The organism is Ralstonia insidiosa (genome assembly GCF_008801405.1).
Lineage (GTDB): Bacteria > Pseudomonadota > Gammaproteobacteria > Burkholderiales > Burkholderiaceae > Ralstonia > Ralstonia insidiosa.
This window is the reverse complement of sequence record NZ_VZPV01000003.1, coordinates 143562-168390: the sequence shown is the minus strand read 5'-3', so window position 1 is coordinate 168390 and position 24829 is coordinate 143562. Positions and strand designations below refer to the sequence as shown.

The window sequence follows — 24829 nt, the reverse complement described above, 5'->3', positions numbered from 1 at the left end:
CCGGAATACCAGCGCAAGCCTTGCCCCGCTTGGGTTTCGGGGCTACGCGCCGGTATCGGGCGCGGTGGCTTGTGCGGCTTCTCGCAGGCATTCGATAAAAACCCGGCACGCAGCGCTCTGCTCCTTGTGCGAGCGCAGCGAGAAACCGACGGTGCCGAATGCTGCCGTCTCAGGCAGATCGAGAATGCGCAGCAGGCCTGCATCCGTGAACTGCCGAGCCGCCACGCGCGGCATCAGCGCAATGCGCGGTGTCTCCAGCAGCAGGCCGATATTGGTCAGCAGTGAGAGCGATTCGACAATATCGGTCGGCAGCGGCAACCCGGCTGAACGAAACAGATGCTCGGCGGCCAGCCGCGCAGGAGAATCCGGCGTCGGCAGAATCCAGGGCGAATCGGCCAGCTCCGACAGATGCGCCACACGTTCAGGCAACGCGCCATAACCCTTGCCCACCACCGCGCACAGTGACTCGTCGAACAGCACTTCGTGCGTGAGCGGAAACGCGCTGGCAATCGGCAGTTCCCGCTCGGGCAGGCGACCGACGACGATATCCAGATCGCCCGTCGCCAGTGCTGGGAACAGGTGCGCCGTGGTACCTTCCCGCACGGTGACGAGTACGTTGGGTGTGCGCGCCTTGAGCGTGGCGATGGCGCGCGGCAGCAACCGCGCCGATGCCGAGATCAACGTGCCGACAATGACGTGCCCGCTGGTACCGAGCCGGAAATCGTTCAACTCGTCGGTCATGTAGCGCAGTTCGGCCATCAACGACTTCACGCGCCGGCCCAGCAGCAGCCCCAGTTCCGTCGGCACCACGCCGCGGTTGGAGCGCGAGAACAGCGCGCCGTCAAAGCACGATTCCAGCTCGTGGATGACCTTGGTCACCGCCGGCTGGGTCAACCGCATCTCGTTGGCGGCACGCACGACCGAGCGCGTTTCCAGCACACGCTCGAAGATCATCAGTTGATTCAGTTTCAGCCGGCGGATCAGGGAGATCTCGCTGAGCGGATTAGCTTGCATATCAGTGTGCATTCAGGGCGGGCGATGCGCGATCGTAGCAGCCGCCCGCCCCGAGCAGAACCCACGATCCGGTCAGAACACCCCCATCATGCGCGACAGCTCCGACACGTATTCGCCGTAACGCGGGTCGCGTTTGATCTCGTCCGGCTGGCGGGGGCGCGGCAGGTCGATCTTCACGTCGTGCTGCACGCGGCCCGGCCGTGGCGACATGACGAGCACACGGTCGGACAGGAACACTGCCTCGTGAATGCTGTGCGTAACCAGCAGCACCGTCAGCGTGCTCTGCTGCCAGATGCGCAGCAGCTCGACGTTGAGCTTGTCGCGCGTGAGCGCATCCAGCGCGCCGAATGGCTCGTCCATCAGCATCACGCGCGGCTCCAGCAGCAGAATCTGGCCGATGGCGGCGCGCTGCCGCATGCCGCCCGACAGCTCGTGCGGGTAGCGGTCGACAAACTGCGTGAGGCCCAGCGTGTCGAGCAGGCCCGGCAGGCGCGCCTCGGTCTTCACGGTCGGCAGGTTGCGCAGTTTGGCGCCCAGGCGGATGTTGTCGCCCACCGTGAGCCAGGGCAGCATGTTGCTGGTCTGGAACACCACGCCGATCTCGGGGACTGGCGCGGTAATCGACCGGCCATCGACACGGATCTCACCCGCATCGCACGGCACCAGCCCCGATACCATGCGCAGCAGCGTGCTCTTGCCGCAGCCGCTGGGCCCCAGGATGGACACGAACTCGCGCTGCCGCACCTGCATCGACACATCTTCGAGCGCATTGAAGGCCGCAGCATCACCACGCGCGGCAAAGCGCTTGCCGACGTTGTCGACATCGATCATCACGCGAGCCTCCGCGTCCTGAGGCGCAGGGTTGGCGGCGGCGGAAAGCACTGCCGTTTCGCGCGGCACAACGCGCGACAGATTGACGATTCCCATCAGACCGTGACTCCTCTCCACCAGACAGCACGCGAGACCCCATCCACTGCGGCGTAGAACACCATCGCCAGCGCCGTCACCATCAGGATGGCCGCAAAGCACAGCGGCGTTTGCGCGTTCGACGTTGCGAACACGATCAGATGCCCAAGCCCCGATTCCGAGCCGATGAACTCACCCACGATCGCGCCGATCACCGCCAGCGGCATGGCGATCTTCAAGCCGTCCATGAGCGCAGGCATGGCAGCGGGCAGGCGCAGGTGCCAGAACGTGCGCGATGCTGATGCCCCCAGCGCGCGGAAGTGTTCATCCAGGTTCTGCGGCACACCGGCCAGGCCGCCCATGGTGGCCACCACGATCGGGAAGAACGCAAACAGCACCGCAGCCGCCAGCTTGGAGGCAAAGCCGTAGCCGAACCAAACAATCAACAGCGGCGCCAGTGCGATCTTCGGCATGCTCTGCAGCGCCGTCACCAGCGGAAACAGCGTGCGGCGAGCGATGGCCGATGTGCTGGCCAGCAACCCCAGCGCCAGCCCGCTCACCAGCGCGAGCATGAAGCCGGCAAAGACCTCCCCTGCAGTGGTGACGGTGTCGCTAAGCAGCTGCGCACGCATCTCCCAGCCGGCAGCCAGCACCGACGACAGCGACGGCCACACATATTCCGGCGCGCCGCTCCAGCGCACGCCAAACTCCCACACCAGCCCGACAACGATCCAGAACGCGACGGTTTCAAGCGCACGCCTCATGACTTGTCTCCGGGCTTCTCTTTATCGGCAGATTCCGCCTGGGGTGCCGCTCCACCGGACTTCTGTGCAACGAGGTGCGGCGGCGGCGGCACGACAAAGCGCTCGAAGCGATATTGGTCGAACGACTCGATGCTGCGCTCCCACACCTGCGCCTCGCGCGGGTCGCGCTCGCCAATCTGCTCCATGTTGCAGTAGACCTCGACGTTGTTGCCGTCCGGGTCCTTGAAGACGAGGAAGTAGTTGTCGCCGGGGCCGTGTCGGCCAATGCCGCGCACGATCTCCACGCCGTGCTCCTGCAGCACCTTGACCGAGCGCTCCATCTCTTCAACGCTGTCGATCAGGTAAGAGAAGTGCTCCAGCCCCGGGCGCGAGTAGCGCGGCAGGTCGTTGAAGTCGGGCGAATCCTTCGGCAACTGGGACAGCGCCAGGTCATGGTGGTCGGTGCCGGCGCGCAGAAAGACCATCTGGTCGCCAATCCAGTCCGACACCTTCAGGCCCAGGACTTCGGTGTAGAACTTGGCCGAGCGCTGGATGTCCCGCACCATCAAAACCATGTGTCCAAGCCGCTTGGGACGCAAGCTGTTCATGTGTCTCACTCCAATGTGCCCATACATGGTGGGCGGGTTGGGCCGTAGCCCCGGATTCATTGCACGCTCATTCGACGAAGCGGTTCGTGTACAGATCGCCAGGCTTGACCTTGCCGCCCAGGTCAAACGCGCGCGACAGGAACTCGACCGTCCCGTTGATGCGTTCAGGGCGCAGCCAGCCGATCTTGTGCTTGTCCGGTTCGTCCGAGATCAGGTTGTTGGTTTCCGCAATCTGCTGCTGCAGGATGGCACGGTCGAGCAGCGGCTGCTGCGCGACGATCGCGTCCACCGCGGCCTTGGGCTGGTCACGCATGAAGGCGTAGCCGCGGTACGTGGCCTCGACAAAGCGCTTGACCACATCCGGATGCTGCGCGATGTAGCCGTCGGTGGTGACGATGCCGCTGCCCATCATGTCGAGGCCGAAATCGCGGTAGTACACCTTGCCCAGCTTCTGGCCCGCACGCTGCGCGAACGCCTGCTGCACCGGCAGGCTGGCGCCCTCCCAACATTCGGACAAGTCGATGCGCTTCTGCAGCAGCGCGGTGTTGATCACCGCCGGGTCCAGCCGCACCAGCTTGATGGCGTCGGGTGCCATGCCGTTCTGCTTGAGCCAGGCCGGCACGATGTTCTGCACCGCCGATGCACCGCCCCCGCCCAGCGTCATGCCGGCCAGATCCTTGAGTGAAGTCACCTTGAAGCCGGGCCGCTCCACATAGCACATGGCACCCGGCCAGCGCGTGTTGATCGCGCCCACCATCACCGTGTGCCCGCCGTGCGCGCGGTTGAGCGCCACGCTCACCGGGTCGCCGTAACCGAACTCGAAGAGCCCGGCGTCGACCTCGTTGACGGTGCGCTGCCCGCCGTAGCCGCGCATGACCGTCACGTCCAGCCCGGCTTCCTTGTAGTAGCCCTTGGCCTGTGCAACCAGGATGCCACCCGTGCTGCCCTGCGGCAGCCACGCCAGGTTGACGCGTACAGTGTCAGCCGCATGCACCACTGACACCAGCCCTGCTCCAAGCCCTGCCGCGAACACCAGCCCGCGTATCAAGGCACATACCCGCTCCAGCATGTCTTCTCCCGTCAAGATGTACTCTGGCCGGACCACACATGTGTCACCCCTGCACCAGCGGATTCTCGATCGAGCCGATGCCGTCGATGGACGCCACCATCACGTCGCCCGGCTTCAGGTAGATACCGCGGCCCATGCCGACCCCCGTCGGCGTGCCCGTCGCAATCATATCGCCCGGCTGCAGTGTCAGGATCGACGACAGATAGTGAATCTGCTCGGCCACGCTGAAGATCATTTCCGACGTGTTGCCGTCCTGCATGGTCTCGCCGTTCACCGTCAGCCGCATGCGCAAATTTTGCGGCTCGGCAATGCACGCGCGGGGCACCAGCCACGGCCCCAGGGGCCCGAAGGTATCGAAACTCTTGCCGCGAAACCAGTCGTGTTTGAACGGATAGTCCGTCCGCCGGTTGAGATCGCGCGCGCTCACGTCATTCAGCACGGTGTAGCCCGCCACGTAGTCCAGCGCATCTTCAAGGGCGATATGGCGGCCTGGCTTGCCGATCACTACAGCCAGCTCCACCTCCCAGTCCACGCGCTCGGCCTGGGGCGGAATGCGCACTTCAGCCAGCGTCGGCACCACGCTGGTCTCGGCCTTCATGAACATGTACGGCGTGCTTTCCTCGCGCGGGGCCAGCTCGGTGCCCATCTCGCGGGCGTGCTCGTAGTAGTTGGAGGCCGCGGCAAAGATGCGGCGCGGCGTGAACGGCACGCGCAGCCGGTAGCCGGTGAGCGGCTTGGCATCAATGGTGCCGTCGGCAATGGCGCGTGCGGCGGTCTCGAACTGCTTCACAGCGGCCGCACCGTTCTGGTCCCAGCCCCGAACGAGGGCGTCAACGTCCACCGGCGCTGCATCTCCCGTGGCCTGCTTCAACACGGTCTGCATGTCGTACAACGCGTCGCCAACGCTCAAACCCGCGGCAACGCGGCCATTCAATTCATAGCTTGCAATCCCGAACCTGATCACTTGTGTCCCCACTGTCGTGATGAGTGAATTTGTTTTGTATACATATACCAATCTATGTATTCAACATGTAACTAGCGTATACTCCCATTCCAGAAAAACCGGCGCACTGCGGGCCTTCGCAGGCACGTCGTTGATGCCGATACAGCACGTGCGACGCATCGCATCGGGTTGCCCTGGGGGGCGGCTGGCGCATAATGCGACGCACATCTGCCGCAGACGCCGTTGCGCCCAACCCCACCGCTGACACGATGACGACGCTCTCTTCCAAAATCTATCGACTGCTGTGCGACGAGATCATTGACGGCACGCTTGAGCCCGGTCAGAAGCTCGAAGAAGCGGCGCTGGCCGAGCGCTTCAACGCCTCGCGCACGCCCATCCGCGAAGCCCTGCGCGAGCTGGCCGTCCGTGGGCTGGTAGAGCTCACGCCGCGCAAGGGCGTGGTGGTGGCGCAGTTCAGCATCGAAGAGCTGGCCGACATGCTCGAAGCCATGTGCGAACTTGAAGCGCTCTGCTGCCGCCTGAGCGCGCAGCGCATGAGCGTGGTCGAGAAGAAGCAGCTCGAAGTGCTCCAGAGCGACATGAACGAGGCCATCGCGCAAGGCGACGAGGCTGGTTATTTCGAGCTCAACCGCGAGTTTCACGAGCTGATCTGCAAGGGCGCGCAGAGCAAGTCGCTGGCGTCGATCATTGCGGTGCAGCGCCAGCGCCTGGCAGGCTTCCGCGCCGCGCAGCCGGCAACACCCTCGCGCTTTGAGGCCGCCACTGACGAGCACCGCGAAATCGTCTCCGCCATCCTCGACGCCGATCCGGAGCGCGCCTACAACGCGATGCGCGACCACACGGCGCGCCTGTCGATCGTCGTGCTGGGCCGCCTGAAGAAGCAGCAGCACGCGAACCGCGCCAGCGCCTGACGCCTCTTCCGGCACAAACCACACGCTCATGCCGCCACCTGATCGACCGGCGGCATCGAGAACCCCAATGCATCGAGCTGCGCGAGCAGCGCATTCGCCTGCTCTGCGTTGAACGCCGTCAAGGGCGGGCGCACGCGGCTCCAGCCGGCGTGCTGCATGTGGTGTCCCACCACGGCCTTGAGCGCCGGGATCATCGGCAGCGCCTGCACGACCGTGCGCAACCCCGTCACCTTTGCTTCCCAGACTGCACGGTCCTCGGCCGTGGTTGCCGCCAACAGGCGGGCAATCGCATGCGGCTGCAGGTTGGCCGTGGCAGAGATGCAGCCCGCCGCGCCCAGCGGCAGCGCTTTGCCCAGCAACGCTTCAGATGCCGGAAACACGGCAAACCCGGGAAAGCGCTTGAGCATCGCCTCGGTATTCGCCCAATCGCCTGAGCTGTCCTTGATGCCGACCACGGTGTTCGGATACGCAGCAATCAATCGCTCGATCAGCGCGTGCGAGATCGGCACGCCCGTGAATTGCGGGATGTGATACAGCAGCACGCGCAGTGCGTCCGACCCCACGGCCTGGATGACCTCGGAGTAGTACGCAAACAGGCCGTCGTCGCTTACGCCCTGGTAGTAGAACGGCGGCAGCATGAGCACGCCCGCGCAGCGGCCAGCCACCGCGTGGCGCGTCAACTCGATCGCCTCCGTCAGCGCGCAGGCACCGGCGCCAGGCAGCAGTTGCGCGCGGTCGATGTCGGCGGCAAACACGGCGTCCAGCACGGCACGGCGTTCGGCCAGGCTCAGCGAATTCGCCTCGCTGTTGGTGCCGAACACGGCCAAGCCTGCGCCCTGCCCAACCAGCCAGCGGCAGAACGCGACAAAGCGCGGTGTATCGACACTCAGGTCAGAGCGAAACGGCGTGACGACAGGCACGAATACGCGCGGCTTGCCAAATGCGGACATGCGGGTCTCCTATGGGGATAAGCGATGAGCGGAACGGCGAGCCGTCACGCGCGGAAGAAGTCGCGCATCGCGTCGCCAAGCAGCGTCTCGCCGGAATCGAAATGCGCGACCACCGAGGTGTGGTTGTGCCGGAGCATCTGCACGAAGCGCGGCGCCCGTGCGGGGCGACCAGTGCGCTGGCGTGCCTGGGCCACGCGCTCGAAGAACGCCGCGCCATAGGCGTCGAGGTACGGGTTCTCGTGCTCGGCCACGACCACCATCAGCGGCACGTCGATGTGTTCTGCGTGGGTCAGCGGTGAGCGCTCTGCGTACAACGCGGCGTCATCCCCGAAATACGCGCGCACGCCAGCGGCGTTGGGGTTGTCGGGCAGTACGTCGGCAACCACGCGGGCGCTGATCAGCACCGCGCCTGCGACGGGCGTGCTGCGCCGCGCGGCCAATGCCGGATCGGCGAGATACGTGGCGACATGCGCCCCACCCGCCGAATGGCCCACCAGAAAGATCCGCTGTGGACTGCCGCCCAGTTCTACGGCATGCGTGCGCACCCAATCGAGTGCGGCGGCCACGTCCTCGGCACCGGCGGGATACGGTGCCTGTGGTGCGAGCCGGTATTCCACGTTGACCGCCACGCACCCCTGCCGCGCAAACCAGCGCGACACGTTGTCGTAAATCAGCCCGTTGAAGCTCTTGCTGCCGCGCAGGAACGCGCCACCGTGCACGAACACCACCACATCGGCCGAACCGGCCTCACGCGTTGCGGTGTGGACGAACACATCCAGGCGCTGGCGCTCATGCGGCCCGTATGACACCTCGCGCTGGACTTCGCATCCATCGGCCACGTCATTGGCAGCAGTCGCCACCAACGGGGTATACGCATTGACCACCAGATCGCGGTGCGCATTGATGTCGCGTCCCCATACGGCGCCGATCTGCGCAAAGCGCTGCCTCAGCTCGGCGGAAAGATTGCCGAGCGGTTCCTGCAAAACTTGCATCTACAGCCTCCTGCGTAGCGCCCGAAAACAAGGTCCGAGACGAAGCACACCGGCTCCAACTCCATCGGACGGCGACTGGAAGCTATTCTGGTATATAAATTCATCTTTGTGTATACACAACGTATAAGTAGTATACCTAGTGAAGCCTCCAGGGAACTTGCGGCACAGTCGTGCCCACCTTCCATCACGGCACACGCCGCCACGCTTTGAGGACACACCATGGACAAACTCCGCCACATCGCGCTTTCCGTTGAGGACCCGGAAGCCGCCGCCCAATTCTTTGAGAAAGCCTTCGGCATGCGCCGCGCGGGCAATGCCATGCGCGGCATCTATATGACGGACGGCACGATGAACGTCGCGCTCCTCAACTTCAAGGACGAGACCGTGCCGGGCTACGCAGGCCTGAAGGATGTGCGCGGCGTGATCCACTTCGGCATGTGGGTCGACAGCGTGGAAGAGACCGCAGCGCGCGTCGTCGCCGCGGGCGGCACCTACCTGACGGGGCGCCACGAAAAAGACCCGAACGTGTTCTACGAGGTGAAGTACCGCATGCCCGATGGCACGGTCTTCGACATCACGGAGAACGGCTGGAAAGGCGCAGTGAAAGAAGTCGCGCCCACGCAGTCATGAGCACCCATGCACCGCCCGCGGTGCTCGCGCTGATTGCGCTGCCGGAATCGACGCTCGATGCGCTGCGCAAGCAGTACACGCTGCACCATTACCCAGACGGCATGCCTCACGACGTGCCGGACGCCGCACTGATCCGGGCCGTTGTCACCAACGGCTCAACGGGGTTGTCCGATGCGCAGATGGCGCGGTTGCCGGCGTTGGAGATCATCTGCGCGTTTGGTGCGGGCTATGAAAACGTCGACGTGGCAGCGGCAACGCGACGCGGCATCGTGGTCACGCATGCGCCGGGCACCAATGCCGATACCGTGGCCGACCACGCGTTCGGCATGCTGCTGGCACTGGCGCGCGGCTATGCACCGCTCACCGCCGCCGTGCAGCAAGGGCGATGGCAGCAATCACGCCAGGCCCGGCCGACGTTGACGGGGGCAACGCTCGGCATCGTTGGCATGGGCCGTATCGGCCGGTTGATTGCTGCCCGCGCGCAAGGCTTTGCGATGACGATCGGCTATCACGGCCGTCGCGCGCAAGACGATGCGCCGGGCCGCTACTACGCCAGCCCGGAAGCGCTGGCTGCAGCGAGCGACTTTCTGGTCATCGCATGCAACGGCGGTCCGGAAACACGGCATCTGATCGATCGCGCCGTGCTCCAGGCGCTCGGCAAGTCGGGCTACGTCGTCAACGTGTCGCGCGGCTCGGTGCTGGATACCGGCGCGCTGCTCGATGCGTTGGATGCGGGCGAGATTGCCGGCGCCGGGCTCGACGTGATCGAGAACGAGCCCGAAGTACCGGCCGCGCTCTTCGGCCACCGCGATGTTCTGATCACGCCGCACATGGCTGGCCGCTCGCCCGCGTCGTGGCTGGCGCAGCGGGATGCACTGCTCGCCAGTTTGTCGCAGCACTTCGCGCGCACCCGCGTGGACCTCGCAGTACCCACTGCTTGAAACCCGCCGGCGCGGCCGACACAACGTCTGCCGCGTCTTTCCGCCCACTCCCAAACCCTTGGGGGATCTTCATGCACGTTCGCTCGTTGCCGGCGCTGGCCCTTTGCGTGGCCGGCCTGTCGGTGTCGCACTGCGCCTGGGCGCAGACCCCTGTCACGTTGTACGGCCTGGTCGGGCTCGACATGGCGAGTTCAAAACGCAGCGGCGGCCCGCCCGCAACGCTCATGCAGCAAGCCCCGGGGCTGACCGCACCCTATTGGGGCATCAAGACCACCGAAGACCTGGGCGGCGGCACCCGCGCCATCGCCGTGCTGGAAAGCTTCTTCCAGCCGGATACCGGCGGCACGGGCCGCACATCGGCTGACCCGTTCTGGGGCCGCAACAGTTACGTCGGTCTGGAGGGCGATTTCGGCAAGCTGACGTTCGGCAGGCACACCAACCTGATGTATCTGGGCGAACAAGCGGTCAACCCGTTCCAGGCGTCCATCCTGTTCTCGCCCTTGGTGATGCAAACATTCGTCACCTCATACGGCGGCGCCATTGCAGGCGATACGGTCTGGAACGACGGCATTCAATACAGCAGCCCCAACCTGAATGGGCTGAAGGCCACCGCCGTGTATGCGCCGGGTGGCATGGCGGGGGCATCGGGCGTGTACAACGCTGCCGCGTCGTTGCACTACACAGCAGGCCCGTTCACCGCCGTCGCAACCGTGCAACGCAACCGCATCGTTACAGGGGCGGCGGCGCCCAGCCAGGACGCCTACCTTGCCGGGGCAACCTATGACTTTGCCTGGTTGAAGCTGTACGGCGCCATACAGGGCACGCGCACAAATACAACAGGCATCGGCTCGCACACGTACCAGGCTGGGCTTTCCGTGCCGCTTACCGCACAGCTGTCGCTGCTGGGCGAATGGGCATACACGCGCCGGACTGCGCCACGCAACGTTGCCAGCGCCCGCAACACCGGCGCGGCAGGGCTCGATTACGCCCTCTCCAAACGCACGGATGTCTATGCCCTTACGGTCTACGACCGCCAGAGCGGCTATGGCGCAGCCATGACCTATGCCGTCGGTATCCGGCACCTGTTCTGATGCATCGTGGCTATTCGGGTCAACCCGCTATAACCAAACCGTCGTTTTGTATAAAAAAATAGTGCTCTTAATTCAAATGCTTCTCTACGTATAATTTTTTACGTCTGTGTATACACAAGAACGTAAATACAGACAGGAAGGGCCGTTCAGCCCAGCCATGCGAGCGAAAAGCGGACACCACGATCTGCCGCAGCGTGCGCTGCCCTCCCTGCAGCAAATACACAAAAACTCGGAGACCCAATGAAAAGGAACCTCATCGCCGCCGGCGCCCTGCTGTGCGTGTGCGCCTCTGCGCAGGCTGACTCGCGTGTCTGGCTGTCCGGCTACGTCGACATGAACATCGAGCACCTGACCTCTTCCGGCAACGGCACCTTGACGCGCATGTCCAGCGGCGGCCTGAACAACTCGCGCTTCAACATCAGCGGCGTGGAAGATCTGGGCGACGGCAACAAGGCCGTGTTCACGGTCGAGCCGATGTTCACCGCCAATGACGGCAAGCAATCGACGCAGTTCCGTCAATCCTTCGTGGGTCTCAAGAGCGACACCTTGGGCGAAGTCACACTCGGCCGCCAGTTCACGCCGTCGTACTGGATTGCCGGCTATGCCGACCCGAGCTGGGCGGCCGACTTCAGCATGGTCAACAACATGGAGTTCTTCTACGCCTCGTACCGCGTGGACAATGCCATCCAGTACAAGACACCCACCTTCTACAACTTCACCGGCCGCGTCATGTATGCCACCGGCCTGGAAGACACCACGCGCGCCGGGCGCTTCCTGAGCACGAGCCTGGAATACCGCAACGGCCCGATCTTCCTGGGTGCCGTGAGCGAGCTGCAGTACACGCGCGACATCTTCAACAGCGCACGCATCAACTCGTCGCGCGACAACTACTTCTCGGCTGTCTACAAGATCGGCGGCTTCGAGCCCACGGCCATCTTCCACACGTACAACGGTTACTACGCCTACCCGCCGTACGTCGCGTTCAACTCGCGCGGCTGGGATGCACAGCTCGGTGCGCGCTGGAACATCGATGGCCACAACCGCCTCTACGCCAGCGCCGTGTATCGTCACGACGACAACAACACCAAGATCTCCAACGCTGTCGGCTTTGTGGCGGGTTACATCTACGGGCTGTCCAAGCGGACTGACCTGTACGCGACCGTGGCGCACATCAAGCTGAAGAACAACGTATCGATCCCGTACCCGGTGACGTGGCAGGCCTACCCGAACGCTGGCCAGAGCCCGACCGGCTACCAGATCGGCATCCGCCACGCATTCTGATCCGTCTTCATTCCAAGGAGGAACCCCATGCTTCGATCGCGACATCAGCGTCTGAAAACCGCCCTGACCCAGGGCGCGACGCTCGCGTTCATTCTCGCCACGGCATCGTCGCTGGCGACGGCGTCTGGCCCCGCCCCCACGGGTGAGGCGGCCGCCAGCCAGGCACCGGCAGTGGCACCGTCCGGTACGCCAGGCACGCCCAACGTGAAAGACCCGTACCTGGCCGACTGGCTGCGCCTGACGCCCGACCGCAAACCCGCGCCGCTCAAGGCCGGCGTCGACTACGGCATGGACCCGGCCACCGGCAAGTTCATCTGGCCGAAGGCCACGCCGGAAGTGCATGAAGGCAAGCGCTTCCCCGGTGAGATGACCGCGTGGGACAAGAACGTCTACGCCAAGAACGTCAAGGTGCTGGCGTTCTATCCGGGTGTCGATTCGCCCTTCCATGCGTGGAACAACATCGCCGACTTCCAGGGCAAGCGCTACCTGTACATCCACGACCGCGACTACCTGCGCATCATGGACGTGACCGATCCGGCCAACGGCAAGGTCGTGTTCTCCAAGGGCGGCGTGTGGGGCCCGAAAGGTTCGAGCGAAAAGTACGACCCGAACACCGTGCAGGACTACCTGGGCGGCGCCACGATTGCGTGGAGCAAGAAGCTCGGCAAGCCGGTGCTGGTTGCCTCGTTCGAAATCGGCCGCTACGGGCTGATGACCGAGAAGATCGATCAGCCCGACAAGGTGGCCGCCCAGCGCAACTACAACTCGCTCAAGGGCTTCAAGGTGTTCGAGATGGACGGCCCGCTGCCGGATCAGTGGAAGCTGATCGCCACCCGCACCACCGACTACCAGCACCCCGATGCGCCGATCGGTCAGCAGCAGGGTTCAGGCTCGCTGGACGCGCCCGAGTACTACGGCGGCAAGTACATGATCCTGTCTTCCGCGCCCAACGACAGCTACGCGCTGACCGAGTACCCGAACTATCTGTACTCGCCGGGCTACCAGGTGTGGGACATGTCCGATCCTGCCGATCCGAAGTTCGTCTCGCAGATTGCCGTGCCGGGCCAGATCCTGGGCAATGCCGAGCACGAGCAGTCGTATCTGATGAACCCCCGCGCGGGCAACCGCACATCGTGGATGGGCTCTCGCAACCCGATCTTCCTGCCCAAGCCGCTGGAAGCCGGCGGCAAGATCGGCTTTGGCGCGATGGGTGGTCTGGGGCTGTACTCGTTCGACCTGTCGGACCCGGCCAAGCCGAAGATGCTCAGCAACGTGAACACGCCGCCGAGCTTTGCCGGTACCGAATACGACAACGCCGACGTGAGCCAGTACGCGCGCACCGGCTACGTGTTCACCAACGGCTACCCGATGAACCGCGATTGCTATGAGCCTTACAAGGACATCTTCGTGGTCGATGCGCGTGATCCGAAGCATCTGAAGATCGCGACCAAGCTGCCGGAACCGGAGATTCCGCCGGGCGCGCCGTTCACCCACTTCTGCCAACGCGGTGGCAACTACGGCCCTAAGCGTGCCAACGCCATCGGCCAGCCGGGCGGCTGGAAACAGGGCATCGTGCCGTACTCGTTCTACAACGCGGGCGTGCAGATCTATGACGTGAAAGACCCGGCGCATCCGTCCATCGCGGGCTACTTCATCCCCGCGCTGGCGGACGAAACGCAACTGCCGTCGTACACGCTGGGCAAGGGTGTGTTTGCGATCTACACCGAGTACGACCGCAACATCATCTGGGCCTTTACCGAAGATGGCGCCTACGCCCTGTCGACGCCGCTGCTGGGTGAGCCAGTGTTGGGCGCGCCGAGCAAGCCCTGGCCGCGTCGTTAATCACGTGTAGCAGTACACAGCCAAATCGCGGCGCCCGCCTGTGCAGGCTTGCAGCAGGCGCCCGTACAAGAACAGAACTGAATTCCATGACGTTGATGAAATCGGCAGTGCTCTCCATGTTTGCGGCGTTGTCCGGCATGCTGGTTGTGCCCGGGCACGCCGCCTCTTCTTCTCACGAAGACACCTGCCGTGCGTGCCACACGATGGACACGACCAAAGTCGGCCCGCCGTTCCGCTCGATTGCCGAGCGCTACAAGAATGATCCGGACGCGATTGCCAAACTGAAGAAGAGCATGCTGGAAGGCAGCAGCGGCAAATGGGGCGCAGGCACCATGCCACCGAATGCGATCACACCGGAAGAGGCCGACCGCTTTGCGCACTGGGTCATGCAGCTCAAGCCGGTTGCTGCCAAGTAGTTACTGGGCCTTGCCGGCACGGAAGCAGCCTGCCCGGTTATCGGCGCAATGCACTCGCACGCCAGCGATGATCCGCATGCAACCCATGCAGATAGGGTTCCGTGCGGATCGGCAAGGCGTATTTCAGCAACCTGTTACTGCAGCACTGCAGCGTACGTCGTCGTTAGCGAGAAAGGCGTGTTTCCCGTGCCGGGGGGGGCTGATGTCAATGGCGTGAGCGCGCCGTTGGCGCCGATGGCGTATTGCGACACGGTTTTGCTGCCCCGGTTCGTCGCATAGACATACTTGCCAGAGACATCGACTGCGACACTCCAAGGCGAGTTGCCCGCATTGACGGTGGCTGTTGCCATCGGTGTCAGCGAGCCATCTGCGCCGATCGTGTATTGCGAAATGGTGCTGGCACCGTAGTTTGCCACGTAGGCATATTTGCCCGAGGGGTCGACTGCGACACCATTGGCTTCCGCTCCTGCAGCAACGGTGGCCGTTGCCATGGGCGAGAGCGAACCGTCGGCGCCGATCGTGTACTGCGAGACATTGTTGCTGTTCCGGTTGGCCACGTAGGCATACTTGCCAGACGGGTCGACAGTGACGGAGTAGTCGCCGTTGCCTGCATTGACAGCGGCCGTTGCCATGGGTGTGAGCGAGCCATCGGCACCAACCGTGTATTGCGAAACCGTGCCCACGTAGTAGTTTGGCACGTAGACGTACTTGCCCGAGGGGTGAATCGCAAGGGAAGACCCTCCGCTCCCTGCAGGGACGGAAGCCGTTGCCATGGGTGTGAGCGAACCGTTAGCGCCGACGGTGTATTGCCAGACGGCAGTCGTGTTCGCAGCTGCCACGTAGGCATACTTGCCGGACGGGGCGATTGCGACAAAATTCGCACCGCCCCCCGAGGCAACGCTCGCGGTTGCCATCGGAGTGAGCGAACCGTCAGGGCCGATGGTGTATTGCGAGACGTTGTTCGAGCCGTTGTTTGCCACATAGGCAAATCTGCCCGAAGGATCGACCGCGACACCAACAGGATTGGACCCAGCATTGACGGCCGCTGTTGCCATGGCCGTGAGCGAGCCGTCGGCGCCGATGGTGTACTGCGAGACGCTATTCGAGCTGAAATTTGTCACATAGGCATATGCACTTCGCGAGCACGCAATGGCAATGCCTGTCACATCGCTGGCGCCCACCGTGCCGGAACCACTTGAGACCTTGCAATTCTGCCCGGCAGGCGGCATACCGATGCTCACACTGTAGCCTTTGCCTGACAGCAGGTGCGTCGGGAAGCTGAACGTACCGTTGGCGTTGACAGTAAGTGTATCGCCACCATTGTTCAAGAGCGTGACCTGCACACCGGCACCCAGACCGGACACTGTTCCGGTAATGGCATAGGTCGCTGCGGGCGTGGTGGGCGTTGTCGGACTTGTTGGCGTGGTCGGGCTCGTGGACGGCGGCGTCGAGGCGGTGGTGGTCGGCGTACTGTCATCTCCACCGCCGCATGCGGCAAGAATGAAGAGGGATGAAACGCCGGCCAGAAGCCCGAGCGAGCGGAACGTGTATGCGGTATTTTTTTCATGCTGACTGCCCCGTGAATACTGGTTGTTTGCGAGACGGAGCACAGACTCTGCACCGCCTCCGCGCCTTGCGTGCGTGCGTTGCCCGTTGCAATCGCCCCCTGCACACGCAGAACCGGGCTGCAATTTACTGTGCGCCTTGGCCGATAGACGGGCGGGGCTTTTGCGTGAGCGCTGAACTGCTTTGCCGCAAGGAAAAATATTTCTGGCGAGTCGTCGTTTAGGAGAGAGCGCCACTGGCGCCCCCAACGAAGGTGGGGTACGCCTGCTGCCGGTTTCGCGTGCTGAACCGCTTCTCGCATGCGCCAATCGCGCACCATCACAAGCAACCCGACTTCTCTCGATTCCGGATCCGCTGCGTGGCCAGCGCATCCTTGTCGTTGATGACGTGAAAGCGGGCCATATGCTGTTGGTGGATGTTCTCCGGTCGCGGGGCTGCTGCAGCTATATCGCCATGGATGGCCGCGATGCCGTCCAGAAGGCGCAGAGCGCGCAGCCGGACCTGCGTGTGACGGTGTTCGATTTTCTGCGTGAGCAGCGCATAAAGGAGGTGCGCGGCATGCTGTCCGAGACCTCGCTCGAAGTCCAGACTGCCCCGCGTGAAGCTGCCGATGCTGGAATACACGACAGGCCGGCGCGATCTCGAAGCCGCCATGGCAAAACCCAACTGGCAGCATGTTCCGGGTGGGAATCTGAACCTGGGCTACACGGCGCCGTCAGTATGGCTGCGCGGATCGCCATACAACTGCAGTGCACACGCGATCACGCGCAAGGTGCAACAGTTGGCCAGCCTCGGAGACCTTGCAGAACTGACAAAGCTCTGCAGCTAAGCCCGGTCGATGCGTTCGCCGTCGCTAGCGCTTGGCCGCGCAAAAGCAGCCAGCTTCGTGATCATCGACCATGCCGGTTGCCTGCATGAAGGCGTAGCAGATGGTAGGGCCCACGAACTTGAAACCGCGCTTGACCAGCGCCTTGCTCATCGCCTTGGACGCATCGGTGGCGGTGGGTGCATCGCGGTAGCTGTTCCAGCGGTTGACGATGGTTTTTCCATCGACGAAGGCCCACAGGAAGGCATCGAGCGAACCCACTTCTTCCTGCAACTCCAGCACCTTGCGCGCGTTGATGACGGCGCCTTCCACCTTGGCACGGTTACGCACGATGCCGGGATCGGCCAGCAGCTTTTCGATGCGCGCCGGCGTGAAGCGCGCCACGCGTGCCGCGTCAAACCCCTCGAACACCTCCTGGTAGCGTGCCCGCTTGCGCAGGATGGTCTGCCACGACAACCCGGCCTGCGCGCCCTCCAGGATGAGCATCTCGTAGAGGTGACGATCATCATGCGAGGGCACGCCCCACTCGGTGTCGTGATACGCGATCATCTGCGGGTCTTCACCCGCCCAGCAGCAGCGCGCCTTCGTCATTTCGCGTCTCCTAGATCCAGCCTGATTTGCGCAGCTTGCGATACAGCCACACGCACGCCGTGGCCGTGCACGCCAGCACGATGGGATAGCCGGCTGGGTGCTCCAGCTCCGGCATGCCCTTGAAGTTCATGCCGTAGTTGCTGAACACCACGGTCGGAATAGCGAGAATAGCGCCCCACCCCGCCAGCCGCTTGACGATATCGTTCTGCGTGACGGACACCAGCGCCACGTTCACGGAGATGGCCGTCGTCAGCATTTCGCGAATCACGTCGAGCGCGCCCACCACGCGGTGCGCATGATCGGCAATGTCGCGAAAGTACGCGCGCAGCTCCTTGGGCACCACGTCTTCATGCAGGCGCACGAGCTGGCCGGCAATGTCTTCTACTGGCAGGGCTGCGCCGCGCAGGCGTAGAAGCTGGCGCTTGAGCGTGTAGAGCCGCTCGATGGCCGCGCGGTCAAACGTGTCGCCAAAGATCTGGCTCTCGATGTGCTCGAACTCCTCCTGCATGCGCTCGAGCACGGGCTGGTAGTTGTCGACCACAAAGTCCATCACCGCATACAGCGCAAACGGTGCGCCCTTGGCCAGCAGCTGCGGCGTGCGCTCACAGCGCTCGCGCACGGGGGAATACGACGCCGACGGCCCGTGCCGCACAGAGACGAGAAAGTCCTTGCCGACAAACACGTGCGTCTCGCCAAAGACGACGTTGCCGTTTTCCATCTGCGCGGTATTCAGCACGATGAACAGCGTGTCGCCATACACCTCCAGCTTGGGGCGCTGGTGGGCGTTGCGCGCATCTTCAATGGCGAGGTCGTGCAGGGCAAACTCCTCCTGCACTTGCTTGAGCATGGCGTTGTCCGGCTCATGCAGGCCGAGCCAGACAAAGGAGCCGGGCGTGTGCAGGACGTCGCTGATGTCTTCGACCGAGAGGTCGCGTTCGCGCTTACCGTTGCGGTACAACGCGCTGTTGATCACCATGGGCATGGCGTGTCTCCGGGCGCAGTCCGAACGCTTTAGCGTTCTTCGGGCTGAGCGGCGTTCTTGGTGCCTGTCTCGCTGGACAGCATGGGCACATCGGCCAGGCGCGTCTCGATCTGCGCCAGCGCTTCAGACAGCGCATGGACGAGATCATCGGGCAGCCCGTCCAGCGTGGCATTGATGAAGGCGATGCGGCGCGGCATGCATTCGAGCACGACGGCCACGCCAGCGTCCGAGAGCGACACGTTGGTCAGGCGGTTGTCCCGTGCGTCGGTGGTGCGTTCGATCCAGCCGAGCTGGTCAAGCACCTTGAGCTGACGGGTGAGCGCGCCGGGGTCCATCTGCAGACGCTCGGCAAGCTGCTTCTGGGCAAGGCCGCCGCCCGTGTTGTCGTGCAGCGCGAGCAGGATGCGCCAGCGCGGCATCGGCTGGCCGACATGCGCCTCGAAGGCAGCCATGAATGCACGGTAGGTGCGGCCAAACTGGTGCATGACGGCGAAGCGTTCGCGTTCAGAGGTCATCGATCAGGCATGAAATTGCGGGAATGCGCGCATCGTAACCGCTAAGTGGCACAAGCTGCGTACAAACGCCTTAGAGCCGCTAACAAAACTGTCCTGGCTAGGCGTGCCGACGCAGACAGTACAAGTAGTACGGCAAGGAGACGCAACGACGCCAGGGCGGTTTTGTTAGCGGCTCTTATTCCGTGTGTTGCACGGGTTCCACGTGATGCAGCACCACCGGTGGCACCCGGCGTACGCGCCACAGGCCAATGGCCGCCACCACCGTCGCGGCGATCAGGCCAATATGGATTGCGCCCACCAGCACATGCCGTGCGGCTTCCAGCAGTGCCGCGCCATCATGGCCCGCAGCGTGCATCTGCGTGAGCAAGGCAGTTTGTGCGTCGTGGTCGATCAGGATTTCCGGGTCAGCCAGCTTGTGCAGCCATTGGGTGGCGTTGTCTGCGCGCAAAGCGTCACCTACGCCGGAGGCATAGCGCTCGCTGACCATCGTACCCACCAGCGCCGTGCCCACCATGCCACCCACCATGCGCAGCGACTGCAGCAGCGCCGTGGCAATGCCCAGATGCGCCCGCCCAGCGGTCTGCTGGGCAAACACGGTCAGGTTGGGCAGCACGAAACCAAGCCCCAGGCCTGCCAGCAACATCAACCCGGCCAGCACCACATGCGGCATTGTCTTGGACGACACCGCCATGCCCGCCAGCGCCAGCGTGAACAGCGCAAACCCGGCATACAGCATGGCATTCGGATTGGGAATACGCGTAACGATGCGCCCATTGATGATGCTGCCCAGCGTGATGCACACCACCAGCGGTGTGATGACCAGCCCCGCCTCCTGCGGCGACATGCCGAAACCACCCTGGAACAGCAGCGGTGCATAGAACAGCACCGCAAACATGGAGAAGCCCGACAGCATGGCCAGCACGAACAGCGTGGCCAGAGCGGGGTTGCGCAGCATGTCGAACGGCAGCAGCGGCTGTTCGGCGCGTTGCTCCCACCACCACAGCCCCACGAACGCCGCCACCGACAGCACCAGCCAGCCCAGCAATGGCAGCGATAGGCCTTGCCGCGGAAGCAGCTCGACAAAGAACTGCAGCGCCCCCAGCGCCGCGGTAATCAGCGCCGCGCCCTGCCAGTCCAAGCGAATGCGCCCCGTGTGCACGTTCTGGCGCAGGTGCGGCAGAAAGCGCCACGCAAACCACAGGCTCAGCACACCAAACGGAATGTTCACGTAGAACACCGAGCGCCAACCGAACGCCTGCGTCATCCACCCGCCCAGTGTCGGGCCGATGGCGTTGGCGATACCGAACGAGGCACTCAGCATCACCTGCCAGCGCAAACGTACACGTGCATCGGGAAACAAGTCGGGAATGCATGCGTAGGCCGTGCCGACCAGCATGCCGCCGCCAATGCCCTGCAGCGCACGCGACCACACCAGGAAGCTCATGCTGCCCGCCATGCCGCACATGATGGAGGCCAGCGTGAACACCACGATGGACGCAATCACAAACGGCTTGCGACCGTAGAAGTCTCCAAGTCGGCCGAAGATCGGCACCGTCACCACGGAGGTCAACAGATACGACGTTGCCACCCACGCATACAGCTCAAAGCCCTTGAGCTCTGCCACCACTGTCGGAAGTGCGGTACCGACCACAGTCTGATCCAGCGCTACCAGCACGACGACGAAGCAGATGCCGATCATCGCCAGCAGCGATTCCTTGAACGGCAAGACTTGGGTATGGGAGTGCGGTAGCGCGGTGTGGACGGCCATGATGGAAGATGGACAAGACAAATGATACATCAATGATTGATGCGTCAATTATTAGTGTAGCGGAATCTCGTGGAGTGTGCTGCCGGTTGCCCCGTGCGTTCATGATCGGTGCGATGCGCGCTCCCGGGACATCACCATGCCCACCGGGGCGCGCCGGAAGAGGGTCTGATAGTCGAAGGCTGGCATCGGCGTCTGTACGGTCCAACTTAAGCGTGGAATGGCGCCGGCCCCAATTCCATTCAGCCATGGCTGAACACACTTGGGACCGGTCTGCCTAGTGGGGCCGCGGCGGCCACATCGGCGCTGGCTTACGGGCAGTTGCCGATGACGTAGTAGCCGGCTGCTGTCTGCGCAAGTGTGTTCGTATAGAACACGTTGTCCAGACCCATGCTTTGGTTGGAGCCGTTGGCATAGGCGATGCCGCCGCTGTCGTGCGCTCGACCAGCCTGCACGTGTGCGTAATTGCTGGCCGTGGTGGCCGTGCAGGCAAAGCTCGATTGCGTCTTGGCTGACACCGCGGACGACTGCGCGCTTTCACCTGCCGTCGGGTCGATCTCGGTTACGGTGTAGCTGTAGGTGGTACCAGCAATCAGGCCGGTGTCGGTATAGGTCGTGGATGTGGATGACCCAACCTTGCTGCCGTTGCGGTAGACGTTGTAGCTGGTCGCGTTGGTTACCGCATTCCACGACAGTGAAACGCTCGTGGTGGTGGTGCCCGTCACCGTCAGCCCGGTGGGCGTGCCGCCCGACTGCACCGGCCCACTGCCCGCACGCAGGTTGTTCTTCACCCAGTAGTCCATGACAAACGCCGGGTAGTTGATATGCGTGGCATCAACGTAGTTGGTGTTGTCGCCACCGGTACCAGCCGGCCAGGCGTGCGCCATGCCGGAGACCGAAATCTCATGCGTGCGAAGCTTGCCGTTGCTATCGGTGTAAGGCGTGTTGGTGCCACCACCCGAGATCGACACCTGTGCGCCCTGCGTGAAGGTGCCGCCGTAGATCTGACGGAATGCTGCGGTGTCCATCGGGCCGTACGCCTGCGCCACGGTGTAGTCCGACGTCCCCCACACGGCGCCGGCGATCTGCGTATTGAAGCTGCTCGCGTTCGAGCCCGCCCATGCCTTGCAGTTGTTGGCCGCCGTGGTCGCGGTATAGCCGGACGGTACGACACCGATCTGCGACGTGGTAGTGCCCGGCGGCGGGCCAGCGTTGATGCCGATGCCCGCAAAGATGTCCGGCGCGATACAGCCCAGCACCATGGTCATGCCACCGCCGGAGGACAGGCCGGCCACGTACACCTGGTTCGGGTCGATCGCGTATTGCGAGTTGGTGACGAAGCGGTTGACCAAGTCGAGCAGCACGCCCACATGCCCGCTCGTGCGGCTGGGCGACGTGTTGGCGTAGTCCCAGCAGTGGTTGCTGTAGACGTTGCCGGTCGCATTGGGCGCCAGGACGACTGCGCCATATTGCTCGGCAATGGTCTTCCAGTTGAAGCCGGCACCGTTGGCGTTGTCGATCACGTCACCGGACGCCGTTTGCAGGCAACCATGCAGCACCAGCACCAAGGCGCGTTTGCCGTTGGGTGTGGTCGGCTGGCTGGCGGGCCAATAGAAATAGCCGGTCAGGTTGCCGCCGTTGACCGTGTCTGCAGCCCAGGTTTGCTGGCTGCTCCACGCGCCGGGCCCGGCGGTGACCGCCGCATGGGCCGAGAACGTTGCCAGCGCGGTCATCAATGTGACGACCAGCGCGTAAAGCCAATGCCATCGATATCCGTATGGGTGTTTCATGGTGTCTCTCTCCTATTGAGGTGGGATTGCTTTGCTGCCTTCACTGCAACGACAACCGACGTGCGGCGGGGTACCACTCAATCGCGTCGCGGTAGCACGCTTTTGATATGACACATGATTCATGTTTCAGCATATGAGCGTGCGGGATACCGCATGGATCAGAGTTGAAAAATCGGTGGGGAAGTGCCCTAAGCGCAGGTGTATCCAGCGCTCAGGGCAGCATCAGGGCGGCCTCCGCAATGGAGCGCCCTGCGTCGGATCGGGCTCAGTTGGGCACAGACACAGTTGCTACCCCACCCGAGACACTGACTGAGATACGGTCGGCTACTGCGGGCGTATTCGTGAAGTTCGGCACATTGGTGGCCGCAATGGCCGGTGCCGAGCCCGCCGTACCTCCACGCGGCGTCGTACGCACCACCTGCGAGGGCGGCAGCGGCGTGCCGTTCTTCAGGTTGGCGTACACCGCATCCAGCGCGCGCTGCTCATACAGCACCAGCGGCACGAACAGGGTGTCGTAACCGGGCACGAGGTCGATAAAGCCATCGAAGTGCTGCGCGTTGGTCACCTCGATATACGACAGCTTGCTGCTCGTATCAACCTGCGCATTGAGGCCGAGGTAAGGCCGCGCGCCGTGATTGACCGGTAGCAGCGCGTCGTTGCGGCCCTGCACGATCAGGGCTGGCCTGCCGCCCAGGTTGCCGGTACGCAATGTCTGCGAAATGCCAAGCTGCAGCGCTTGCGAAGCAGCATCTGCACCGGTCAACAGCTTGCGCAAGCACAGCGCGCCGTCCAGGTTGGCCGCCTGCGTACCTGAGGAATCGACTGATTGTTTGCTCTGCGTGGCACCGCCCTGTGCAAGGTTGTTGATCAACTGGACACCGGTGGTGGGCGGAATGCCGTTGCCGGTGGAAGCAAGTTGCGCAAGAGCCGTGGCGTTGACCGTAGTCGGGTGAAACGAGGTATCCACCGCGGCAAAACTGAAGTTGCACAGGTTATCGAGCACGCTGGCGCGCGCCAACGCGTTGCCGAAGGTGGTCGCGACCGACGGATCAATCTCGAAATACGCCATCGAAGCGTGCACGAGATCCGATTCGGGTTCCCAACCGTAGGTGCGCATCTTCTGCAACGCTTCGTCTGCTTGCGCGGCGGTGGTGGTGGACGACAGCAGGCCATTGGCGTGCAGTGCTGCACAGCGGTTGGCTTGCACGCTGGCCGGCCAGCCAATATTGCCCGCAAAGAACGACTGCGTGGGTGCGCCCGACACGCTGGACGACAACGCGGCGCACAGACGGAACGCGTTGGCATAGCTCACGTAGTCGAACAGCGGCTTGCCAGTGACGGGCAGCGTCACGCCACCACGTTGCACCTGTACGTTGGCCGATGCCGGCAGGTTCAGCCCAGGCTCGCCCACGGCCACGCCGTCGATCAGGTGCGTGGTGTCCTGCTCGGCTGCCGCAATGGCCGCGCCACCGCCATTGGACACGCTGGAGGCAATGACGATGGTGTTGTCGGGGCGCACCGCCAGCGCGCTGCCATTAGGCGCGCTGCCGCCGCTGAGCTTGTCATTGATCGCCCAGAACGCAAACTGCACGGCTTGCAGCGTGAAGCGGCCCCAATCCTTCTCAGGGTTGCGCTGTGAATGTGCATGCTTGAATGCCAGCCGGTTTGGCGTCGCAAGGTTGAACGCGGCAAGCTGGGTGTCGGTCAGCGGCGCGGCGAATTGCGCCTTGCTGCCAGCAGCCGCGCGCGTGGTGCGCGTGCCGTCCTGCAGCGGCACGGTATCGGTCGCCAGGTCGTGCGGGCCGGCACCGGTTCCCTTGTCGGTATAGGCGACGGCGCATTTGCGCTTGAGGCCCCATTCGCCGGTGGAGATCGCGCCGTAAATGCCACGCGAGCCCGACGACGTGGCGGTGATGATGCACGGGTTGGCTGCGTCGAAAGCGTCCGGAATCTGCACCAGCAACACCACGTTCTGCTGGCCGGAGCCGTCGTCGGAATAGGCGACGTATTCCACGCCCGGCACCATGCCGCTGCCCGAGGTGACGTTGCCGCTGGCATCAACGTTCGGGCCGTAGAGCGTGCCGTAACCGCCCTTGGCGTTGGTATCGACCAGCGCTCGGTAGTTGTTGTAGATAGCCAGGCGGCGCAGCTCGGCTGCCGTCGGCGCGGTGGCGTTGGCCACGGTGGGGGCCGTGGCCGATGCCAACCCGGCCGCACCCAACCCGGCCGTCAGCAGATCGTCGCTCACACCGTCGAAATGCGTGACCGTTACAGTGCCGACAAACGACGGCTTCACGTTGGTCGGCGTCGTGGTGGTGGTGTTGTCGTTGCTACCGCCGCAACCTGCCAGACCAATCGCTCCGGATGCGGCCATCGTCACCAGCAGTGCGCCGCGCAATCGGCGGCCACTGCCCTTCCCTTGCATCGTCTTCATTG

General features: G+C 63.7%; 24 protein-coding genes. 8 read left to right on the top strand and 16 right to left on the bottom strand.

All coding sequences use genetic code 11. The features are described 5' to 3' along the window. Positions 1–42 precede the first annotated feature (42 nt). The 6 genes from F7R11_RS22940 to F7R11_RS22915 all read right to left on the bottom strand — a co-directional run bounded on the left by F7R11_RS22940 (position 43) and on the right by F7R11_RS22915 (position 5304). On the bottom strand, positions 43–1014 hold the full coding sequence (locus F7R11_RS22940; RefSeq protein ID WP_064807556.1) for a LysR substrate-binding domain-containing protein: 972 nt from the start codon (positions 1012–1014) through the stop codon (positions 43–45). A gap of 72 nt (positions 1015–1086) precedes the next feature. Then, a complete protein-coding gene (locus F7R11_RS22935; protein ID WP_064807558.1) occupies positions 1087–1941 on the bottom strand; it encodes an ABC transporter ATP-binding protein in 855 nt (284 codons plus the stop codon). Beyond that, on the bottom strand, positions 1941–2684 hold the full coding sequence (locus F7R11_RS22930; protein WP_064807560.1) for an ABC transporter permease: 744 nt from the start codon (positions 2682–2684) through the stop codon (positions 1941–1943). Before F7R11_RS22930 ends, F7R11_RS22935 begins: the two co-directional genes overlap by 1 nt. Further along, entirely contained in the window at positions 2681–3271 is a 591-nt protein-coding gene (locus tag F7R11_RS22925) for a VOC family protein (RefSeq protein WP_021193876.1), read from the bottom strand. Before F7R11_RS22925 ends, F7R11_RS22930 begins: the two co-directional genes overlap by 4 nt. A 67-nt stretch (positions 3272–3338) precedes the next feature. Continuing rightward, complete coding sequence (locus F7R11_RS22920; RefSeq protein ID WP_031329057.1) at positions 3339–4340, bottom strand: ABC transporter substrate-binding protein; 1002 nt, start codon at positions 4338–4340, stop codon at positions 3339–3341. Positions 4341–4383: 43 nt separating this feature from the next. Further along, on the bottom strand, positions 4384–5304 hold the full coding sequence (locus tag F7R11_RS22915) for a fumarylacetoacetate hydrolase family protein (protein ID WP_064807563.1): 921 nt from the start codon (positions 5302–5304) through the stop codon (positions 4384–4386). 194 nt (positions 5305–5498) lie between these two features. On the opposite strand from F7R11_RS22915, the gene F7R11_RS22910 reads away from it, so the two are divergent. Further along, a complete protein-coding gene (locus tag F7R11_RS22910; RefSeq protein WP_231973373.1) occupies positions 5499–6215 on the top strand; it encodes a GntR family transcriptional regulator in 717 nt (238 codons plus the stop codon). Between the two features lie 26 nt (positions 6216–6241). Here the strand turns inward: F7R11_RS22910 and F7R11_RS22905 are convergent, their stop codons facing one another. Together F7R11_RS22905 and F7R11_RS22900 are read right to left on the bottom strand one after the other, a co-directional pair. Beyond that, positions 6242–7165, bottom strand: a complete 924-nt coding sequence (locus F7R11_RS22905) for a dihydrodipicolinate synthase family protein (RefSeq protein WP_064807566.1) — start codon at positions 7163–7165, stop codon at positions 6242–6244. A gap of 44 nt (positions 7166–7209) precedes the next feature. Next, complete coding sequence (locus tag F7R11_RS22900; protein ID WP_064807568.1) at positions 7210–8157, bottom strand: alpha/beta hydrolase; 948 nt, start codon at positions 8155–8157, stop codon at positions 7210–7212. A 219-nt stretch (positions 8158–8376) separates the two neighbouring features. On the opposite strand from F7R11_RS22900, the gene F7R11_RS22895 reads away from it, so the two are divergent. The 6 genes from F7R11_RS22895 to F7R11_RS22870 all read left to right on the top strand — a co-directional run bounded on the left by F7R11_RS22895 (position 8377) and on the right by F7R11_RS22870 (position 14358). Next, entirely contained in the window at positions 8377–8787 is a 411-nt protein-coding gene (locus F7R11_RS22895) for a VOC family protein (protein WP_021193870.1), read from the top strand. After that, complete coding sequence (locus tag F7R11_RS22890) at positions 8784–9728, top strand: 2-hydroxyacid dehydrogenase (RefSeq protein WP_064807570.1); 945 nt, start codon at positions 8784–8786, stop codon at positions 9726–9728. Before F7R11_RS22895 ends, F7R11_RS22890 begins: the two co-directional genes overlap by 4 nt. Positions 9729–9799: 71 nt before the next feature. Continuing rightward, complete coding sequence (locus F7R11_RS22885) at positions 9800–10819, top strand: porin (protein ID WP_064807573.1); 1020 nt, start codon at positions 9800–9802, stop codon at positions 10817–10819. Positions 10820–11059: 240 nt separating this feature from the next. Then, a complete protein-coding gene (locus F7R11_RS22880) occupies positions 11060–12100 on the top strand; it encodes a porin (protein ID WP_064807575.1) in 1041 nt (346 codons plus the stop codon). A 27-nt stretch (positions 12101–12127) separates the two neighbouring features. Continuing rightward, on the top strand, positions 12128–13942 hold the full coding sequence (locus tag F7R11_RS22875) for an LVIVD repeat-containing protein (protein WP_064807577.1): 1815 nt from the start codon (positions 12128–12130) through the stop codon (positions 13940–13942). Positions 13943–14028: 86 nt separating this feature from the next. Next, a complete protein-coding gene (locus tag F7R11_RS22870; protein WP_021193865.1) occupies positions 14029–14358 on the top strand; it encodes a c-type cytochrome in 330 nt (109 codons plus the stop codon). 134 nt (positions 14359–14492) lie between these two features. Here the strand turns inward: F7R11_RS22870 and F7R11_RS22865 are convergent, their stop codons facing one another. Both F7R11_RS22865 and F7R11_RS22860 read right to left on the bottom strand, forming a co-directional pair. After that, a complete protein-coding gene (locus F7R11_RS22865) occupies positions 14493–15968 on the bottom strand; it encodes a lactonase family protein (protein ID WP_170288736.1) in 1476 nt (491 codons plus the stop codon). Between the two features lie 274 nt (positions 15969–16242). After that, positions 16243–16548: a hypothetical protein gene (locus F7R11_RS22860; RefSeq protein ID WP_064807581.1), complete on the bottom strand. Its 306-nt coding sequence runs from the start codon at positions 16546–16548 to the stop codon at positions 16243–16245. Here F7R11_RS22860 and F7R11_RS22855 point away from each other — a divergent pair. Beyond that, positions 16535–16753: a 7TM-DISM domain-containing protein gene (locus tag F7R11_RS22855; RefSeq protein WP_064807584.1), complete on the top strand. Its 219-nt coding sequence runs from the start codon at positions 16535–16537 to the stop codon at positions 16751–16753. The two genes, F7R11_RS22860 and F7R11_RS22855, sit on opposite strands and share 14 nt — an antisense overlap. Positions 16754–16777: 24 nt before the next feature. On the opposite strand, the gene F7R11_RS22850 is transcribed toward F7R11_RS22855, so the two are convergent. The 6 genes from F7R11_RS22850 to F7R11_RS22825 form a co-directional block, all read right to left on the bottom strand. Next, positions 16778–17341 (bottom strand): DNA-3-methyladenine glycosylase I, encoded by a 564-nt coding sequence (locus tag F7R11_RS22850; RefSeq protein WP_064807585.1) that lies wholly within the window; start codon positions 17339–17341, stop codon positions 16778–16780. Positions 17342–17351: 10 nt separating this feature from the next. Continuing rightward, positions 17352–18323 carry a magnesium and cobalt transport protein CorA gene (locus F7R11_RS22845; protein ID WP_021193863.1) on the bottom strand — a complete coding sequence of 324 codons (972 nt, stop codon included), beginning with the start codon at positions 18321–18323 and terminating at the stop codon, positions 17352–17354. 29 nt (positions 18324–18352) lie between these two features. Then, complete coding sequence (locus tag F7R11_RS22840; protein ID WP_021193862.1) at positions 18353–18838, bottom strand: MarR family winged helix-turn-helix transcriptional regulator; 486 nt, start codon at positions 18836–18838, stop codon at positions 18353–18355. Between the two features lie 175 nt (positions 18839–19013). After that, on the bottom strand, positions 19014–20606 hold the full coding sequence (locus tag F7R11_RS22835; protein WP_064807587.1) for an MFS transporter: 1593 nt from the start codon (positions 20604–20606) through the stop codon (positions 19014–19016). A gap of 308 nt (positions 20607–20914) precedes the next feature. Further along, positions 20915–22393 carry an extracellular catalytic domain type 1 short-chain-length polyhydroxyalkanoate depolymerase gene (locus F7R11_RS22830; protein WP_064807589.1) on the bottom strand — a complete coding sequence of 493 codons (1479 nt, stop codon included), beginning with the start codon at positions 22391–22393 and terminating at the stop codon, positions 20915–20917. Positions 22394–22658: 265 nt separating this feature from the next. Further along, positions 22659–24818 carry a 3-hydroxybutyrate oligomer hydrolase family protein gene (locus F7R11_RS22825; protein ID WP_064809059.1) on the bottom strand — a complete coding sequence of 720 codons (2160 nt, stop codon included), beginning with the start codon at positions 24816–24818 and terminating at the stop codon, positions 22659–22661. Between the last annotated feature and the right edge of the window lie 11 nt (positions 24819–24829).

What these genes read in the sequence shown, in the direction of transcription:
- F7R11_RS22850 (WP_064807585.1), bottom strand. Translation starts at nt 17,341, where the DNA reads ATGACGAAGGCGCGCTGCTGCTGGGCGGGTGAAGACCCGCAGATGATC.
- F7R11_RS22835 (WP_064807587.1), bottom strand. Translation starts at nt 20,606, where the DNA reads ATGGCCGTCCACACCGCGCTACCGCACTCCCATACCCAAGTCTTGCCG.
- F7R11_RS22825 (WP_064809059.1), bottom strand. Translation starts at nt 24,818, where the DNA reads ATGCAAGGGAAGGGCAGTGGCCGCCGATTGCGCGGCGCACTGCTGGTG.
- F7R11_RS22890 (WP_064807570.1), top strand. Translation starts at nt 8,784, where the DNA reads ATGAGCACCCATGCACCGCCCGCGGTGCTCGCGCTGATTGCGCTGCCG.
- F7R11_RS22930 (WP_064807560.1), bottom strand. Translation starts at nt 2,684, where the DNA reads ATGAGGCGTGCGCTTGAAACCGTCGCGTTCTGGATCGTTGTCGGGCTG.
- F7R11_RS22910 (WP_231973373.1), top strand. Translation starts at nt 5,499, where the DNA reads ATGCGACGCACATCTGCCGCAGACGCCGTTGCGCCCAACCCCACCGCT.
- F7R11_RS22875 (WP_064807577.1), top strand. Translation starts at nt 12,128, where the DNA reads ATGCTTCGATCGCGACATCAGCGTCTGAAAACCGCCCTGACCCAGGGC.
- F7R11_RS22940 (WP_064807556.1), bottom strand. Translation starts at nt 1,014, where the DNA reads ATGCAAGCTAATCCGCTCAGCGAGATCTCCCTGATCCGCCGGCTGAAA.
- F7R11_RS22895 (WP_021193870.1), top strand. Translation starts at nt 8,377, where the DNA reads ATGGACAAACTCCGCCACATCGCGCTTTCCGTTGAGGACCCGGAAGCC.
- F7R11_RS22935 (WP_064807558.1), bottom strand. Translation starts at nt 1,941, where the DNA reads ATGGGAATCGTCAATCTGTCGCGCGTTGTGCCGCGCGAAACGGCAGTG.
- F7R11_RS22880 (WP_064807575.1), top strand. Translation starts at nt 11,060, where the DNA reads ATGAAAAGGAACCTCATCGCCGCCGGCGCCCTGCTGTGCGTGTGCGCC.
- F7R11_RS22905 (WP_064807566.1), bottom strand. Translation starts at nt 7,165, where the DNA reads ATGTCCGCATTTGGCAAGCCGCGCGTATTCGTGCCTGTCGTCACGCCG.
- F7R11_RS22925 (WP_021193876.1), bottom strand. Translation starts at nt 3,271, where the DNA reads ATGAACAGCTTGCGTCCCAAGCGGCTTGGACACATGGTTTTGATGGTG.
- F7R11_RS22885 (WP_064807573.1), top strand. Translation starts at nt 9,800, where the DNA reads ATGCACGTTCGCTCGTTGCCGGCGCTGGCCCTTTGCGTGGCCGGCCTG.
- F7R11_RS22900 (WP_064807568.1), bottom strand. Translation starts at nt 8,157, where the DNA reads ATGCAAGTTTTGCAGGAACCGCTCGGCAATCTTTCCGCCGAGCTGAGG.
- F7R11_RS22830 (WP_064807589.1), bottom strand. Translation starts at nt 22,393, where the DNA reads ATGAAACACCCATACGGATATCGATGGCATTGGCTTTACGCGCTGGTC.
- F7R11_RS22920 (WP_031329057.1), bottom strand. Translation starts at nt 4,340, where the DNA reads ATGCTGGAGCGGGTATGTGCCTTGATACGCGGGCTGGTGTTCGCGGCA.
- F7R11_RS22840 (WP_021193862.1), bottom strand. Translation starts at nt 18,838, where the DNA reads ATGACCTCTGAACGCGAACGCTTCGCCGTCATGCACCAGTTTGGCCGC.
- F7R11_RS22855 (WP_064807584.1), top strand. Translation starts at nt 16,535, where the DNA reads ATGCTGGAATACACGACAGGCCGGCGCGATCTCGAAGCCGCCATGGCA.
- F7R11_RS22845 (WP_021193863.1), bottom strand. Translation starts at nt 18,323, where the DNA reads ATGCCCATGGTGATCAACAGCGCGTTGTACCGCAACGGTAAGCGCGAA.
- F7R11_RS22870 (WP_021193865.1), top strand. Translation starts at nt 14,029, where the DNA reads ATGACGTTGATGAAATCGGCAGTGCTCTCCATGTTTGCGGCGTTGTCC.